This window comes from Kushneria indalinina DSM 14324, from assembly GCF_003385845.1.
GTDB classification, from domain to species: Bacteria; Pseudomonadota; Gammaproteobacteria; order Pseudomonadales; family Halomonadaceae; genus Kushneria; species Kushneria indalinina.
Window position 1 is genome coordinate 275,380 of record NZ_QRDJ01000007.1, and the last position, 16,617, is coordinate 291,996.

The 16,617-nt window shown below is 63.5% G+C and carries 17 protein-coding genes; 11 read left to right on the forward strand and 6 right to left on the reverse strand.

The features are described 5' to 3' along the window. Both C8D72_RS07820 and C8D72_RS07825 read right to left on the reverse strand, forming a co-directional pair. The coding region (locus C8D72_RS07820; protein ID WP_115853856.1) for an SDR family NAD(P)-dependent oxidoreductase at positions 1–504 on the reverse strand (504 nt) is incomplete at its 3' end. A gap of 59 nt (positions 505–563) precedes the next feature. After that, positions 564–1,319: a sulfite exporter TauE/SafE family protein gene (locus C8D72_RS07825; RefSeq protein WP_211308808.1), complete on the reverse strand. Its 756-nt coding sequence runs from the start codon at positions 1,317–1,319 to the stop codon at positions 564–566. A 249-nt stretch (positions 1,320–1,568) separates the two neighbouring features. On the opposite strand from C8D72_RS07825, the gene C8D72_RS07830 reads away from it, so the two are divergent. Beyond that, positions 1,569–2,888, forward strand: a complete 1,320-nt coding sequence (locus C8D72_RS07830; protein WP_115853857.1) for an aspartate aminotransferase family protein — start codon at positions 1,569–1,571, stop codon at positions 2,886–2,888. A 70-nt stretch (positions 2,889–2,958) separates the two neighbouring features. On the opposite strand, the gene pdxR is transcribed toward C8D72_RS07830, so the two are convergent. Beyond that, positions 2,959–4,416, reverse strand: a complete 1,458-nt coding sequence (gene pdxR, locus C8D72_RS07835; protein ID WP_115853858.1) for a MocR-like pyridoxine biosynthesis transcription factor PdxR — start codon at positions 4,414–4,416, stop codon at positions 2,959–2,961. Between the two features lie 237 nt (positions 4,417–4,653). Here pdxR and C8D72_RS07840 point away from each other — a divergent pair, with 237 nt between their 5' ends. The 7 genes from C8D72_RS07840 (at position 4,654) to C8D72_RS07870 (ending at position 12,033) form a co-directional block, all read left to right on the forward strand. Next, on the forward strand, positions 4,654–6,057 hold the full coding sequence (locus tag C8D72_RS07840; protein ID WP_115853859.1) for a sodium/glutamate symporter: 1,404 nt from the start codon (positions 4,654–4,656) through the stop codon (positions 6,055–6,057). Next, entirely contained in the window at positions 6,054–7,733 is a 1,680-nt protein-coding gene (locus C8D72_RS07845; protein WP_115853860.1) for an amidohydrolase, read from the forward strand. Before C8D72_RS07840 ends, C8D72_RS07845 begins: the two co-directional genes overlap by 4 nt. A 2-nt stretch (positions 7,734–7,735) precedes the next feature. After that, positions 7,736–8,737 carry a CobW family GTP-binding protein gene (locus C8D72_RS07850; RefSeq protein WP_115853861.1) on the forward strand — a complete coding sequence of 334 codons (1,002 nt, stop codon included), beginning with the start codon at positions 7,736–7,738 and terminating at the stop codon, positions 8,735–8,737. Between the two features lie 243 nt (positions 8,738–8,980). Then, positions 8,981–9,880, forward strand: a complete 900-nt coding sequence (locus C8D72_RS07855) for a transporter substrate-binding domain-containing protein (RefSeq protein ID WP_211308809.1) — start codon at positions 8,981–8,983, stop codon at positions 9,878–9,880. Positions 9,881–9,964: 84 nt separating this feature from the next. After that, a complete protein-coding gene (locus C8D72_RS07860; protein WP_115853863.1) occupies positions 9,965–10,606 on the forward strand; it encodes an amino acid ABC transporter permease in 642 nt (213 codons plus the stop codon). 10 nt (positions 10,607–10,616) lie between these two features. Then, the gene (locus tag C8D72_RS07865; protein WP_115853864.1) at positions 10,617–11,282 is read left to right on the forward strand and encodes an amino acid ABC transporter permease; all 666 of its coding nucleotides are present in this window, start codon (positions 10,617–10,619) and stop codon (positions 11,280–11,282) included. Then, positions 11,275–12,033, forward strand: coding sequence for an amino acid ABC transporter ATP-binding protein (locus C8D72_RS07870; RefSeq protein ID WP_115853865.1), 759 nt, complete (start codon positions 11,275–11,277; stop codon positions 12,031–12,033). The genes C8D72_RS07865 and C8D72_RS07870 overlap by 8 nt, the downstream gene beginning before the upstream one ends. A 59-nt stretch (positions 12,034–12,092) precedes the next feature. Here C8D72_RS07870 and C8D72_RS07875 read toward each other — a convergent pair whose 3' ends face one another. The 3 genes from C8D72_RS07875 to C8D72_RS07885 form a co-directional block, all read right to left on the reverse strand. Continuing rightward, complete coding sequence (locus C8D72_RS07875; RefSeq protein ID WP_115853866.1) at positions 12,093–12,854, reverse strand: SDR family NAD(P)-dependent oxidoreductase; 762 nt, start codon at positions 12,852–12,854, stop codon at positions 12,093–12,095. 72 nt (positions 12,855–12,926) lie between these two features. After that, positions 12,927–13,928: a bile acid:sodium symporter family protein gene (locus C8D72_RS07880; RefSeq protein WP_211308810.1), complete on the reverse strand. Its 1,002-nt coding sequence runs from the start codon at positions 13,926–13,928 to the stop codon at positions 12,927–12,929. 169 nt (positions 13,929–14,097) lie between these two features. Next, positions 14,098–14,328, reverse strand: a complete 231-nt coding sequence (locus tag C8D72_RS07885; RefSeq protein WP_115853867.1) for a DUF3072 domain-containing protein — start codon at positions 14,326–14,328, stop codon at positions 14,098–14,100. A 224-nt stretch (positions 14,329–14,552) separates the two neighbouring features. On the opposite strand from C8D72_RS07885, the gene C8D72_RS07890 reads away from it, so the two are divergent. The 3 genes from C8D72_RS07890 to C8D72_RS07900 all read left to right on the forward strand — a co-directional run bounded on the left by C8D72_RS07890 (position 14,553) and on the right by C8D72_RS07900 (position 16,566). Beyond that, a complete protein-coding gene (locus C8D72_RS07890) occupies positions 14,553–14,819 on the forward strand; it encodes a hypothetical protein (protein WP_115853868.1) in 267 nt (88 codons plus the stop codon). Positions 14,820–14,956: 137 nt separating this feature from the next. Next, positions 14,957–15,787, forward strand: a complete 831-nt coding sequence (locus tag C8D72_RS07895) for a cytochrome b/b6 domain-containing protein (RefSeq protein ID WP_115853869.1) — start codon at positions 14,957–14,959, stop codon at positions 15,785–15,787. Next, the gene (locus tag C8D72_RS07900) at positions 15,784–16,566 is read left to right on the forward strand and encodes a molybdopterin-binding protein (protein ID WP_115853870.1); all 783 of its coding nucleotides are present in this window, start codon (positions 15,784–15,786) and stop codon (positions 16,564–16,566) included. Before C8D72_RS07895 ends, C8D72_RS07900 begins: the two co-directional genes overlap by 4 nt. Positions 16,567–16,617: the final 51 nt, after the last annotated feature.

Genomic DNA, 16,617 nt, shown 5'->3' on the forward strand with positions numbered 1-16,617 from the left:
ACAGCGCAGGTTGTAGCTGAACTGCTCGACAAACGCCTTGGTCGCTCCGTACACGTGGCTGCCCTTGTAGGGCCACTTGCCGGCGGTGGAGCCGATGTTAATGATGCTGGCGCCCGCGCCGATCTCGATCAGGGTCGGCAGCAGCGCGTGGGTCACGTTGACCAGCCCCTTCACGTTGGTATCGATCATGGTGTGCCAGTCTTCCAGCGCCACGTCCTGAGCAGGCTCCGGCGCCAGCGCAAGGCCGGCGTTATTGAGCAGCACATGGATCGAGGCGAACGCCTTGGGCAGCTCATCGACCGCCTTCTTCACCGCCGCTTCATCGCGCACGTCGAGCTCGACGACATGAACGGCCACGGTGTCGGAGAGCTCCTTTTCAAGCTCTTCAAGGCGCTCGCGGCGACGGCCGGTCAGCACCAGCGAGTAGCCGGCCTCGGCAAAGCGGCGGGCGGCGGCGCGGCCGAACCCGGATGTGGCGCCGGTAATGAAAACGCTTTTAGTCACGTGCTTTCTCCTGAATGAATACGAACGAAATGGCGGACATGCAAACGATATACCCGGGCTCAGAACAACAGCTCATGCAGCAGCACCAGTAGCGCAAGCCCTCCGAGCAGAGGCGCCACACTGTTTTTCAACGATGCAGGCGGGGCGCGCTCGAAAAGCCACTGCCCCAGAAGATTGCCTGCCAGGGCCGGTAGAATCAGCCACGCCCCCCACCCCAGAACGGGGTATGACAATGAACCAGCACCCCACAATCCCAGCAGGGACAACGTACTGCTGACCGCAAAGAAGACAATGGCCGTGGCCCGCAATCTGTCGGCCGAGAGGCGACAGTACAAAAGATAGAGCATCAACGGTGGCCCGCCCGAGGAGGCCAGCGTCATACAAAGCCCCGACACCATGCCGGCACCAAGGGTCATCCATGCCCGAGGTGATGCCCTGCCACGCACATCCAGCGCCTGACGCTGCAACATCAGCGCCAGCGCGCCGGCCAGGGCCAGAAGGGCCACCAGAACACGCATGGGCGCTACCGGCACCCAGGACAGCAGCAGTACCCCCGGACCGGTCATCAGCAGCATGCCGGGCAGCAGATAGCGCAGGTAATGCCAGTGGGCGTGACGCAACGCGCGACGCCACAGGCCGATACTGGTAACCAGATCCAATAAAAGGGCTACGGGTACCGCGACAACCGGCGGCAAAAAAAGCATCAATCCAAGGCTTAGCAACATGGCAAAGCCAAAGCCGCAATAACCCCGCACGCCGCCGGCCAGCAGTGCCAGCCCGACCGCTGCCGTCAGTATTGATGGTGTGGCGATCACGTGTGCTTCCCGAAGCAATGACACATTATCGTGCCTTTCCCCCCTGACATGCCGGTAGGGCCAGTTTGACGTCCTCAATGAGACATCCCGGTATCGTCGTTACCTGATCGCTGTCACAGGAGATAAGGGATTCTGGCTCTACCTGTCCAGCATTGCCCCCTCTAGGGTGAAGCCACACCTTGATGAGCACGGCAATCGATGTCCTGCCCGGCTCTTTCACCCGCCTGCCCCTGCTAGAGGATTGCCCACATGAGTGTCCAGGTCACCAATGCCCATGTCCAAAAGCTCGACCGCCAGCACGTCTTCCATTCGTGGTCGGTTCAGGGCAGCCTCGACCCGCTGGTCATCGCCGGCGGCAAGGGATGTCGCCTGTGGGACTATGCGGGGAAAGAGTATCTCGACTTCTCCAGTCAACTGGTCAACACCAACATCGGCCATCAGCACCCCAGGGTAATCGCCGCCATCCAGGCCCAAGCCGAAACGCTTGCCACTGTCGCTCCGGCGCACGCCAACCTGGCCCGCGGCGAAGCCGCTAAGCGAGTCTTGTCGCACGCTCCGGCAGGCTTCGAGAAGGTCTTTTTCACCAACGCCGGCGCCGACGCCAACGAGAACGCCATACGCATGGCGCGCGCAGTCACCGGGCGCGACAAGATCCTCTCGGCCTATCGCTCGTATCACGGCAGCACCGGCGCCGCCATCGCCGCCACCGGCGACCCCCGGCGAGTGCCCAACGAGTTCTCCCGCGGTCACGCCCACTTCTTCAATCCGTTTCTCTATCGCAGCGACTTCTGGGCGGAGAACGAAACCCAGGAGTGCGAACGCGCCCTTGCCCACTTGAAGCGCGTGATCGAGTGTGAGGGGCCTGGTTCGATCGCCGCGATCCTGCTTGAGTCGATCCCAGGGACCGCCGGCGTGCTCGTGCCCCCCAGGGCGTATCTCGAGGGGGTTCGTCGGCTCGCCGATCAGCACGGCATCCTGCTGATCTTTGACGAGGTGATGGCGGGCTTCGGCCGAACCGGACGCTGGTTCGCCTTCGAACACTTTGGCGCATGTCCGGATCTGATCGTGTTCGCCAAGGGCGTCAATTCGGGCTACGTACCCGCCGGCGGTATCATCATCTCCGAGACGATCTCTCGGCATTTCGACGAGCGCATGTTCTTCGGCGGCCTCACCTACTCGGGCCATCCGCTGGCGATGGCGGCGATTGTCGCCACGCTGGATGCGATGGCGGAAGAAGGCGTGGTTGAAAATGCCGACCGCATCGGCAACGGCGTGCTGGCGAGCGGGCTTTCGCGGCTGACGGATAAACATGCCGTCATCGGCGAGACGCGCGGGCTCGGCGTCTTCCACGCCCTCGAGCTTGTCAGCGACCCTGAAACCCGCGCCCCGCTGCCGGCCGCAGAGGTGGCAACAATCAAGCGCGCGCTGATCGACAAGGGCGTGCTGCCGTTCGTGGTCGAGAATCGGATTCATGTGGTGCCGCCATGCATCGTCAGCGAAGCGGAGGTGGCGGAAGGGCTCGCCGCGCTCGATGCGGTGCTCGGCGAGGCCAGCGCTCGCCTCGGCTGAGGTAAAGAGAAAGGCGAGCGGGCGTTGGCAAGGCGCCCGCCAGAAATGCATTCTCTGGACAGCGCCTCCGCTAGAAGACGTCAGCCAGACGTTCGATGCCGGGACGAATGCGCTCGTTGTCGATGACGCCGAAACCGAGCCGGAAGAAGTTGCACGGCGGCGCACGATCAAAGAAGTGCTGAAACCCCGGCTCGATCAGCACGCCCTGCTGGGACGCGCGCCAGGCCAGGCGCTGGGTATCGATCTCACTCGGCGCCTCCAGCCAGAACACGCTGGCGTGATCGTTACCGATGCGCCGGCATGACGGCAGCGCCCGGGCGATAGCGTCATCCATCGTCTCCCAGCGTTGTCTCATCTTTTCCGAAAACGTACGCAGATAGCGATCGTAGTGCCCCTGGGCGAGAAACTCCGCCAGCTGTTGCTGTAGCCCCGAGGGCGGATGACGGTACATCAGCCGCCGCAGCGCTCTGAGCTCGTCGATCAGCTCCGCGTCTGCCACCAGGTAGCCCAGCCGCAGGCCGGCAGAGAGCGGTTTGGAGAGCGAGCTCATGTAGATCACGCGGGCGCCGGCGCGACTCGCCTTCAGGGCTGGCTGAGCGTGGCGGTCGAAATTGACCTCGGCGTCGTAGTCGTCTTCCAGCACGATCTGATCGCGCTCAAGGATCTGGGTGATCAGCGCCTCGCGCCGCGCCCGACTCATGGTCACGCCCGTCGGCACCTGATGGCTCGGCGTCACGTAGAGGTAGTCGCAGCTTGCGGCCACGGCGTCAAGCTGCATCCCTTCATCATCGAGCGGCTGGTAACTCAGCGTCGCGCCCTGGCGGCGAAAGACGTTGGCCGCCTCCCGATAACCGGGGTTCTCCATCGCCACCCGCGTGCGGGCATCAAACAGGAGCTGAGCGATCAGATAGAGGGCGTTCTGGGAGCCAAGGGTGATCAGAATTTCGTCGCTGCGAGCATGAATACCCCGTTTGGGCAGCACCCTGGTGCGGATCTGCTCGACCAGCATGGGATCGTCCTGGTCGTAGCGGTCGTTGAGCCAGTGCCGCTCGCGGTGCCCGCCCAGTAGCCGGCGTGAGGCCTCTCGCCACTGCTCGAGCGGAAAAAGCCGGGCATCGAGCTGGCCATAAATAAAAGGAAATTCGTAGTCCATCCAGTTACTCGGTCGCAGTACGCCCTGGAGATGACTCGGCCGATGAGTGAAGCGCCTGCCCCAGGATGGCGCATCGACGACCTCGTCATGCGCTCCCGCTATCGCTCCTGGTGCGGCGCCTGGCTGGTAGGCATCGTCGAGGTAGTAGCCGCTGCGCGGCCGGCTCACCAGGTAACCATCCTCGACCAGTTTTTCGTAGACGAGCGCGACGGTGTTACGCGAGACCCCAAGCTGCAGCGAGAGTCTGCGACAGGAGGGCAGCGCTTCCTCGGTGGGGATGGTGCCGGTATGGATGGCATCCAGTAGCGCCTTGCGCAGTTGCTCCTGCAGCCCTCGCTGGCAGTCGAAATCAAGGTGAAAGTAGTGATCGAGCATGGACGACTCCTGATGGAGAATGCCGGTACGTCCTTATGCGATGCAATTAGCGCGCCACTACCGCATGGCGGCCTGCAGGACCCGGGCCGTCAGCAGGCTGTCCCGCGCACACGGTTGTTCTGTCCTGCCCCGTGATGCGCCAGACTCTTTAGTATGAGCAACGAATCAGGATGAGCGGCGGCCCCCTGCGTCCGCACGCTGCCAGCGCAACGACAACGACAACGAAGAGGATTCCTCATGGGCAGTACGTTTCACGGCGTCATCGCCTTCGCCCTGATGACCGCCCTTCTGGTCATCGGCAGCCTTCTGCGCTCGCGTCTGCCCTGGCTGCGCGCGAGTCTGGTACCGGGGAGCATCGTCGCCGGCGCCATCGGCTTCGCTGCGCTCTCGCTCGGATGGATTCCTGGCTACAGTCCGCAGGATTTTACCGCGCTGGCATTTCATTTCTTCACCCTGAGCTTCATGTCACTGTGTCTGACCGGCAGCCCGCCCGCAGCCGATGGCAGCGAGCGTCAAAGTATCGTCGGTGGCGGGCTCTGGCTGACGCTGATGTGGACAGCGAGCCTCGGCGTCCAGGCAGTGATCGGCTACGCCGTGATGTCGGGATTCGATTTCGTCAGCGGTGCCGATCTCGATCCGCTGCTCGGCGCCATCGCCACTCACGGCTTCACCCAGGGGCCAGGGCAGGCGCTCACCTACGGCACGATCTGGCAAAACGATTACGGCATCGCCGACGCCGCCCAGGTCGGCGTGATCTTCGCGTCGATGGGCTTTATCGCCGCCTTTGCCGTCGGCGTGCCGATGGCACGCTACTTCCTCAAGCGTGGGCGCAACGCCAATCGTCACTCCACCCTCGACGACGACTTCATTAACGGCTTTCATCGTCCCGACACGCAGCCCAGTGCCGGCAAACAGGTTTCACATGCCGGTACGGTGGACTCTTTCGCCTGGCACCTGGGGCTTCTCGGCGTGGCCTACGTCATCACCTATCTGTGGCTGTCGCTGATGCAGCCGCTGGTCGCCGGCAATCAGGTGCTCTCGGTGTTTTTCAGCTACAACCTCTTCTTCGCCCACGGCCTGACGGTCTGCGTGTTGATGCGTCTGGCGATCGACCGCCTGGGCTGGGCGCATCGCGTCGATGACGACACCCTCAAGCGCATCACCAGCGCCTCGGTGGACTTCATGGTGGTGGCGACGTTGATGAGCATTCAGATCGCGGTGCTCGCCGCGCTGCTGCTGCCCATACTGCTGGTGGCGGCCTGCATCACGCTGGTGACCCTTTTCGGCGCGCTGGCCATCGGGCGCCTCAGTGGCCCGCTCGGCGCCGAGCGGGCGGTGACCGCCTTTGGCTGCTGCTGCGGCTCCACCGGTACGGGACTGTTGCTGCTGCGCATGCTGGACGCCGATTACAGCACGTCGGTGCCCAAGGAGCTGGCGTTTTTCAATATCGCCATTCTGATCGTCAATATTCCCACGCTGTTCTTCTTCGCCCCCATCGCGCCGAGCCTGAGCCCGACGGTTTATCTCCTGATCTTCGGCGGCTACGCCCTCATCACGCTCGCCTGCATTCCGCTGCTGCTACGCTGGCAGCGTCGACGTAATGCCGACGCCGCGAGTCACACCACGGAGCGTCCCGCATGAGCTGTCGCATCTACGCTGCCAAACGCATCGTCACCATGAACCCCTCGCAGCCCACCGCCGAGGGGGAGCGCCCCACCCATATCGCGGTGCGCGATGGCCGTATTCTGGGCGTCGGCCCGCTCGAGACGCTGACCGAATTCGGCGACTACGTGCTCGACGAACGCTTCACCGACAAGATCCTCATGCCGGGGTTCGTCGAGGGGCACAGCCACGCGCTGGAAGGGGCGATGTGGGCCTACGTCTACGCCGGTTTCTTTCCCCGTACCGACCCGAAGGGCCGGGTCTGGGCGGGGCTGACCGATATCGCCTCGGTTCAGTCGCGGCTCAGTGACCATGCGTCAACGCTCGAGGCCGAGACCCCGCTGATCGCCTGGGGGTTCGATCCGATCTATTTCCCGTCGCGCCGGCTCGACCGGGACGATCTCGACGCCGTCGACGACCGGCGCCCGATCGTGGTGATCCACGCCAGTCTCCACATGATGACCGTCAACTCCGCGATGCTGGCACTCGCGGGGCTCGAGGCGCATGCCAACATCGACGGCGTCATGACCTTCGCGGACGGCAGATTGAACGGCGAACTGCGGGAGATGGCGGCCATGCACGCCGTCTTCGACACCCTGGCCCTCGATCTCTTCGACCGCGGCAGCACGCCGGAGACGCTGAATCGCTACGCCAGGATCGCCCAGCGCAACGGCGTCACCACGCTCACCGATCTCTACAACCCGCTCAGCGAGACCGGCGTGGCCAGCATGCGCGAGTGCCTCGGCGACGATACATTGCCGATGCGCCTGGTGCCGGCGATGAGCGCGCTGACCTACAGCGCCGAGGTGGGGATCGAGCGCCTCATGGCGTGTCGTGAGCTAGCCACGGACCGGCTGCACTTCGGCCCGGTGAAGCTGATGACCGACGGCTCGATCCAGGGCTACAGCGCTCGCCTGCGGTGGCCCGGGTACCACGACGGCGCCCCCAACGGGCTCTGGAACGCCGAGCCCGAGCGCCTGGTCGAGCTGGTGCACCGCTACCACATGGCCGGGCTGCAGCTGCACATTCACACCAACGGCGACGAGGCGGTGGCGCTGATGCTCGATGCCATCGAGTCAGCACTCGAGCTCTCGCCGAGACCCGATCACCGCCATACGCTCCAGCACTGCCAGATCATCGATCACGCCCAGATGAAGCGCGCCGCGCGGCTCGGCGTCTGCCTCAACATGTTCGCCAACCACCTTTACTACTGGGGCGACATTCACTGCGAGCGCACCCTCGGTTTCGAGCGCAGCCAGCGCCTGGAGCCGCTGGCGAGCGCCGACCGCCTGGGCATTCCCATCGCCGCCCACTGCGACGCCCCGGTGACGCCGCTGTCACCGCTGTTCACGGCCTGGTGCAGCGTCGCCCGCCGGACCGCCAGCGGTCGCGTGCTGGGTGCCGCCGAGGCGCTGACGGTGGAGCGGGCGCTGAAGCTGATCACCCTCGATGCCGCCTACACCCTCAAGCTCGACGACCGTATCGGCAGCCTGGAGGTCGGCAAGTTCGCCGACATCGCCGTGCTCGACGAGGACCCCATGGAGGTGCCGCTGGAGCGGCTGCCCGGGATTCGCATCGCCGCGACGATGGTCGGCGGCAAGGTGTTCGCCAACGACATCGACGACGGAGCTTACGATGACAAAGCGCGCGACTGACGATGCCCGAGACGACTGAACCCGCGACGGCGTCATCACCGGCGACGATTCCCGTGACGCTGGTCGCGGGCTATCTGGGGGCCGGCAAGACGACCTGGCTCAACCGGCATCTGCGCGCAGGCGTCACCCCGGGGACGCTGGTGCTGGTCAACGATTTCGGCGCCATCAACGTCGATGCCGAGCTGATCGACTACCGCGGCGACCGGCTGCTGTCCCTCGACAACGGCTGTCTGTGCTGCTCGCTGAGCGATGCTCTCGGTGCCCAGCTCTCGCGGATCGCCCGCTGGCCCGAGCCGCCGACGGCGCTGATCATCGAGACCAGCGGCGTCGCGCTGCCGGGGCGCATCGCCGACATGGTCCGCGTCGCGCGCCAGTACCATCTGGCCTCGATCGTGACTCTGGTCGATCTCGGCGCTCTGCCCCGCCATCGTCGTGATGACCGCATCGCTGACCTCGTCGAGATACAGATCGCCGCGGCGGATCGCCTCTCGTTCAACCGTGAAGACAGGCTCGGCCCCGACGAACTGGCATCGGCAAGAACCTGGCTTGCGTCGATCAACCCTCACGCGACGCACGAACCCCGAGCGAGCGACAGCCAGACCGCCGAACCCGGCGACACCGACATCGAGACTGTCGACGCCGGGGAGGCCGAACCCCGCGCCCCACGTTTTCTTGCCCGCCGCACGGGCCTGCTCGACGCTCCGAACTGGCAGCGCTTCACCTGCCAACTCCCTGCGATGGCCGAGCGAGATGCGCTGGAGACGTTACTGGCACGCCACGCCGGTGCAGTGGCTCGCGCCAAGGGGTTTCTTCAGGTCGACAACCGCCACTTCATCTTCCACTGGAGCGGGGGACGGGCCAGCTGGACGCCCACCGCACCGCGTGCCGGGGCGGGCCAGCTGGTGGGCATCGGCTTCGCGGGTACCGAACTCGACGCTCTGCTCGACGCCCTCGCCGAACTCTCGACCTCACCACGGGACGAACGCTCCCCCAGGGACCACTGAACCGCCGCGCTGGCGCCGCCCACGGCGTAACTGGCCAGCCAATACCGCCGAACTGGCTCTACAGCGACCTCCTCGATCTTCTTTAGGGTGATTTGAGTCCCGTGAGCCGCCGCGCGCCGGTGCTTCATGCCAGGGGTGGCTGCCATGAGACGGCGTGAAGAGCGCCTGTCACGGGCCCCCCAGGACACTCCCACTCCGAACACCGCTCAAAGACAGCACTCAACAACAACATCGAGGTGTCTCATGAAACGATCCAGTACGTACTCTCCCATCGCCGCGCCCGACACTGGCTCGCTCAGACGCTGGATCACCGCTGCGCTCGCGGGGTCGCTGATGAGCGTCGCCCTTCCCGGCATCGCCGCCGATCTGGAGGAGATCGAGCGCCGCGGCAGCATGAACGTGGCGACGGAGGACAATTACGCGCCGTTCAACTTCATCGAGAATGGCGATGCCAGAGGCTTTAACGCCGACGTGCTGGAGGAATTGCGAGAGTACGCCGACTTCGACATCGAACAGGAGATCCTACCCTGGACGGGGCTGCTGGCGGCGGTCTCCACCGGTCAGTACGACATGGCGCTGACCGGCGCCTCGGTCTCCGATGAACGCCTGCGCGTGTTCGACTACACCCCGCCCTACGCCTCCGCTCAGCACTTCGCCATCACCCGCGCGGGCTCGGAGATCGACAGCGTCGACGATCTCGGCGGCCTGACCCTGGGCGTGCAGGCGGGCAGCGTGCTGCTGTCCCGGCTGCCAGAGCTCGAGACGATGCTGAGTGAAGAGGATGGCGAACTCGGTGAAGTGGTGCAGTACGAATCCTACCCCGAGGCGTTTGCCGATCTCGCCAACGGCCGGCTCGACTACGTGATCGACTCGGCGGTGCCGGCCAATACGCTGGTCGCCTCGCGGCCGGACGTTTTCGCCAGAGGACCCGCGGTTTCCGGCGCCGGCTACGTTTCCTGGCCCATCCCCAAATCAAGCCCGGCGCTGCTCGAGTACATGACCGGCTTCCTTGCCCACCTGCGCGACAGCGGCCGGCTGGCCGAGCTGCAGGAAAAGTGGTTCGGCGAGAGCTTCCCCGACCTGCCCACCGAAGCGTTGACCAGCGTTGAACAGTTCCACGAGCTGGCCGGGCTCGACGACTGAGCGAGGTTTTCCGGCACCGCGAGCGGGCGCTGACAGCGCCCGTCTCGTTACGTTGTCCTTTACCAGTCACCCAGGAAATCGCCCATGAATGCCAGCGCCTGGCAGATGCTGTTCGACGGGGCCTGGACCACGCTCTGGATCTCTGCGGTGTCGATCGCCATCGGCGTCGTCGCCGGTTTGATCATCGCACTGATCCGCCTGGCCAGAATTCCCGTCATCGATCAGATTCTCGTGCTCTACATCAGTCTCGCGCGGGCCACACCGCTGGTCACACTCGCGCTGTTCATCTTTCTCAGCGCGCCGACGCTCGGCTTCGGACTGGATCGCAGTGTCGCCGGCATCCTGGCGCTGACCATCAACACCACCGCGTTCAACGCCGAAATCTGGCGCAGTGGCTTTCGCAATTTCTCCCGCGATCAGCGCGAGGCCGCCATGGCGACCGGCATGACGCCATGGATTACCTTTCGCCGCATCATGCTGCCGCAGATGATCATCACAAGCCTTCCGGGGCTGATCAACGAGATGTCCTTTCTGATCAAGGGCAGCCCCGCCATCGCCGTTATCGGCGTCGTCGACCTGACCCGCGTGACCAATCGCATTTCGGCGGTCACCTACGAGCCGCTGCCGCCGATTCTCGTCGCCTGTGCGCTCTATATGGTGATCATCGGCGCGCTGGTGTGGCTGCAGCGTCTTGCCGAGCGCCGCGCCAATCGTCTGGCCACCTGAGGAGAGGCGCATGAGCAACTGGGACATCCTGTGGCAGGCCCGCGACGAGTTCTGGACGGGCTTTCTGAACACAATGCAGATCTTCGGGCTGTCGATCACCGCTGCCTTCGTGATCGGCTGTTTCATGCTCTATCTGCTTGAGGGCCGCCCTTCGGTGGGCAAACTCTCGTTGCGTGTATTCATCGATGGCATGCGCATGCTGCCGTTTCTGATGCTCGCCTATCTGCTCTACTACGGCCTGCCAACCCTTGGCGTTCGCCTCGATGCCTGGTGGGCGGGGGTGGGCGCACTGGCGGTTTATCACGGCTGCTACTTCGCCGAGATCTTTCGTGGCAGCCGGCTGGTCTTTCCGCAGGGCCAGATCGAGGCGGCCCAGGCCCACGGCTTCACCCGCGCCAGGATGTTCGTCCGTCTGATCCTGCCGCAGATCGTCATGCAGACCCGGCCGCTGATCGGCAATCAGCTGATCTATGCCCTCAAGGACACGGCCTTTCTGGTCATCATCACGGTGCGCGAACTGACGGCGGCGGCCAACAGTCTCTCCGGCACCTATTTCATTCCCACCGAGGCATTTCTGGTGGTCATCGGTTTCTACTGGGCAGTGAGTATCGCCATGGAGATCATCATCAAACAGTGCGGGCGCTTCGGCGCCAGGCGAGGGCTCGATCATGCCTGACGACACAGCGGTCTCGATCCACCAGCTCTCCAAGAGCTTCGACGACGTCGAAGTCCTGCGCGACGTCAGTCTGGAGGTCGCCCCGGGGGAGGTGGTCACGATTCTCGGCGCCTCCGGGTCAGGCAAGTCGACGCTTTTGCGCTGCATCAACTGGCTCGAGCAGCCCGATCGCGGCAGCATTCACATCGCGGGGCAGCGCATCGGCGTCGACGATGCGGGCAAGCGCATGAATGCCAGGGCGCTCGCCCGCGTGAGAGCGCAAACCGGCATGGTGTTTCAGAGCTTCAATCTCTGGCCGCACCTTAACGTGCTGCATAACATCACCGAAGCGCCGGTTCACGTGATGGGCAAATCAAAAGGCGAGGCGCAGACTCACGCCCGCGAGCTGCTCGACAAGGTGGGGCTCTCGGACAAGGCGCAGGCCTATCCCGGAACGCTCTCCGGCGGCCAGAAACAGCGCGTGGCCATCGCTCGGGCGCTCGCCATGCAGCCGGAGGTGATGCTGTTCGACGAGCCGACCTCGGCGCTGGACCCCGAACTCGTCGGCGAAGTGCTGACGGTGATCAAGGATCTCTCCGCGGAGGGCTACACCATGGTGATCGTCACCCATGAAATGAGCTTCGCCCGCGCCGTTTCCGATCAGGTCGTGTTTCTCGACAAGGGGCTGATTATTGAAAAGGCGGCGCCGGCAACCTTTTTTGATACACCGTCTACCCAGCGTGTCAGGGATTTCCTGAAAAACCACCATTAGAGAGGGGCATCAAAACGCCGGCCCATGGGCCGGCGTTTTCGTTGCAGAAGCGAGAACGCTTACTCGTCGCGGTCGACGGCCATGCCGGCCCAGACCTGGCGCACGGGCTGGATCTCGAGGAAGTTGATGTTGAGATGCGCCGGGAGCGTGGCAACGTAAAACATCTGCTCGGCGATGTCCTCGGCCGACATCGGCGTGGTGTTGCCATAGAGCTGATCGGAGGCCGCCTGATCGCCCTTGGTGCGCACCAGAGTGAACTCGGTCTCGGCCATGCCGGGGGCGATATCGGTGACGCGCACGCCGGTGCCGTGCAGGTCGCAGCGCAGGTTGTAGCTGAACTGCTCGACAAACGCCTTGGTCGCTCCGTACACGTGGCTGCCCTTGTAGGGCCACTTGCCGGCGGTGGAGCCGATGTTAATGATGCTGGCGCCCGCGCCGATGTCGATCAGGGTCGGCAGCAGCGCGTGGGTCACGTTGACCATTCCCTTCACGTTGGTATCGATCATGGTGTGCCAGTCTTCCAGCGCCACGTCCTGAGCAGGCTCCGGCGCCAGCGCAAGGCCGGCGTTATTGAGCAGCACATGGATCGAGGCGAACGCCTCGGGCAGCTCATCGACCGCCTTCTTCACCGCCGCTTCATCGCGCACGTCGAGCTCGACGACATGAACGGCCACCTTGCCGGAAAGCTCCTGTTCAAGCTCTTCCAGGCGCTCGCGGCGACGGCCGGTCAGCACCAGCGAGTAGCCGGCCTCGGCAAAGCGGCGGGCGGCGGCGCGGCCGAACCCCGATGTGGCGCCGGTAATGAAAACGCTTTTAGTCACGTGCTTTCTCCTTCGCTCAATGATCAATAATCCAGCATCGGTCATGGTCATGCCATCCGAACGGGCCATCGCTTATGTGGTCTGTGCCTCGCCGGCCATCGCTGCACGGCGCGTCGCATAGCGCCGCGCCAGCATGGCGCATACGAAAAGCTGGATCTGGTGAAACAGCATCAACGGCAGCAGCGCACTGCCGACCTGCCCGGGCGGAAACAACACGTTGGCCATGGGCACCCCGGAGGCCAGCGTCTTTTTGGAACCGCAAAAAACGATGGCAACTTCATCCTCGCGCGAAAAGCCCATCAGACGGCTGACGGTCCGGGTAATCAGCAGTACCACCGCCAGCAGCACGCAGTCCACCACCACCATGGTGGCGATGCTGACGCCGTCGACCTGCTGCCACAGCCCGCCCACGATCGCCTCGCTGAAGGCGAGATAGACCACCATCAGAATCGAACCGCGGTCGACAATGGCCAGCGGCGCCTTGTGCTCACGCACCCACTGCCCGATCCAGGGCTGCAGAAGCTGACCCAGCAGGAAGGGGGCCAGCAGCTGCATGAGGATATTGCCGATCGCCCCCAGCGACGGCCCGGCGCCGGCGTCTGCATTGACGCTGAGCACCAGCCCCAGAAGGATCGGAGTGATGAACATGCCCAGAATATTGGAGGCCGTGGCCGAACAGATCGCCGCTGCCACGTTGCCGCCACCGATCGAGGTAAAGGCGATCGAGGACTGCACGGTCGAGGGCAACACGCACAGAAACAGCACACCGGTATACAGCGCCGGTGACAGCAGCGCCGGCGACAGCAGCCCGATTATCAATCCCAGTACGGGAAACAGTGCAAAGGTGGTCAGAAAGATCACCAGGTGCAACCGCCAGTGAGTCATGCCCTGTACGACGGTTTTAGGCGACAGCCGTGCACCATGAAGAAAGAACAGCAGGCCAATGGCGATGGTGGTCGCCACCGAAAACCACTCGGCGTAGCGACCTGAAATCGGCAGCAGTGAGGCCAGCACCACGGTGCAGACAAGATAAAGGAGGAACTTGTCGATATTAAGACGGGCAATCAGGGACACGGCAGACTCGAAGCTTGAGCATTTGGGATTGTTGGATCAGCCGGGCCTTCGCCCCGGCCGCCCGTCGATCATACGCCAGCCCTTCGGATTTGGCACGACCGGGCATCATGTGAAGAGACAGACATGAAAAAAGCGCCCGCAGGCGCTTTTTTCTCCAGCAACAGCACAATCAGTGGTTCTCGCCACGCCCCGTCTTGTGCTGGAGCTCATCAATCATTCGGGAAGCATCAGCCTTGCTGAGCGTTTCATCGAAATCAACGCCGGCTTCTTCACACAGGGTGCGCAGATAGGAGGCCTGCGCACCGGTCATGCTTTCATCACCGGTCGCCCAGTCGTTGGGGTCCTTCTCGAGATTGCTGGCCTGATCGTTATGGCTGGGGTCTTCCGTGCGATTGGTCATGAGGCGCTCTCCGTGAATGGCCATGTCAGTACTGGATAAAAATATAGACTATTGTATTGAGTGTGCACGCCTTCGTCAGGGCAGCACGTCCAGAGCACCAGCGGCACAGGCAATCCATGTTATGGCGTGACTTCATGGCGAATGCTTGTATAAGAAATAATCATCCTTGCCATTGAAGGCGAGATGGTTCGTGGAATTTGAGTCAAGTTGTAAGGAGCAGAACCATGGAAGGTATCGTCAGCAATTATCGCGACATTGTACGCAAGGGCGGCTACACCCTGACCTCCGAGCAGGCGCCGCCGCGTGATACACCTCTGGAGTGCATCTATATCGACAGCAAGAGCCAGTCGATTCGTACGACCAATGCCCGTCTGGGCCTGTCTGAAAGCCAGACATGGTGCACCGAATGTGGTGTCACCGAAGCCCTGATCAGTGGCTCCTCTTCTTTCATCTCCTCGGTTGCCTGGCGCGCCGGTGATCGCGGCCTGTAATTTCTGCATGGCGCCCGCAGACGGCGGGCGTCGTATTCCATCAAGCCTGTTTTACACTCCTGTACGCATGATCACTGGTAGCCAGGGCCGATCAAGGCCCATACTCCAGTGTTCATCATGTTCTGCGGGATGTCGTCATGTCCGGACCCACGTCTTTTGATAACAGCGTCACCCGCCGACGGCGTCACCGCCTGCCGGTACGAGCGTGGCACTGGATCAATCTCTGGTGTCTGATCGTGCTGTTGCTCAGCGGCCTGCAGATATTTAACGCCCACCCTGCGCTTTACTGGGGCAGCGCCTCCGATTTTGACGCCCCCTGGCTTGAGATGTATGCCATGCGCGCCGCCGACGGCAGCATTGATGGCATCACCGCTCTGGGCCCCTGGCAGTTCACGACCACCGGTGTTCTGGGGTATTCAGGCGATAGCGTTCGCGGCTTCCCGGCCTGGGCGACGCTGCCGAGCTATCAGTTTCTGAGCATGGGCCGAATCTGGCACTTCTTCTTTGCCTGGCTGTTTGCCCTCAGCGGCGCGCTCTTTGCCCTTTACGCACTATTGAGCGGCCACTTTCGCCGCAACTTCTGGCTTGATCGCCGCGACTGGCGCGGGCTCGGCCAGGATATTGGCAACCACCTGAAGCTGCGCTTTCACGCCCATGCCGGCAAGTACAACAGTCTGCAGAAACTGAGCTACCTGAGCGTGGTATTTCTGGCCCTGCCCCTGATGATCGTCACCGGCCTTTGCATGTCGCCCACCATCAATGCGGCCGCCCCCTGGATGCTGGACCTGTTCGGCGGGCGTCAGAGCGCCCGATCGATCCATTTCATTACGGCCTTTTCGCTGGTGCTGTTTGTCATTGTCCATGTGGTGATGGTGCTGCTCTCGCACCCCCTGCGTCAGCTTCGCGGCATGATCACCGGCCATGTGCCACGCCAGTCAAAGTCGTCTGATCCGGAGTCACCGTCATGAGCCCTCAATCGCCATCAGACGCCTCCCTGACTCGCCGCACCCTGTTGAAACGCACCCTGCTGGGCGCCGCCACGCTGGGGCTGGTCGGATGTGACCGGCTGTCCGAAAACGATGCTGTGGTACGCCTTCTGAGCAGCGCCGAGACGCTCAATCTCAAGGCGCAGCGGCTTTTGGCCGGGCGCGAGTCGCTGGCGCCCGAGTATCCGGCCTCGATGATCTCGCCGGTTTTTCGACCCAACGGCACGATCGATCCGCAGACTGCGCTCTATCAAGGGCTTGCCGCCAACGATTTTGCCGACTGGCGCCTGAGCGTGGGCGGGCGGGTACGCACACCGCTGCAACTCTCGCTGGAAACACTTCGCTCAATGCCCTCGCGTACCCAGATCACCCGCCACGACTGCGTGGAGGGCTGGAGCGCCATCGGTCAGTGGTCCGGCCCGGTGCTGGGCGACATTCTGGAGCAGGCCGGCGTGCACCCCTCGGCGCGCTATGTGGTGTTTCACTGCATGGACCAGCTCGATGGCGAGCACGACTACTACGAAAGCATCGACATGGTCGAGGCCTTCCACCCCCAGACCCTGCTGGCCCACTCGCTCAACGGCGAGCCGCTACCGGTGGGCAATGGCGCACCGCTGCGCCTGCGCGTGGAGCGACAGCTCGGCTACAAGATGGCCAAATACCTCAAGGGCATCACCCTGGTCGAGCACTTCGACGATATTCAGGGCGGCAAGGGCGGCTACTGGGAGGATCGCGGCTATACCTGGTACGCGGGCATCTAGCGCACCGCTACTGCTTTGGTCGTGCCGGAGCGGTCACGAATTGACAAAACC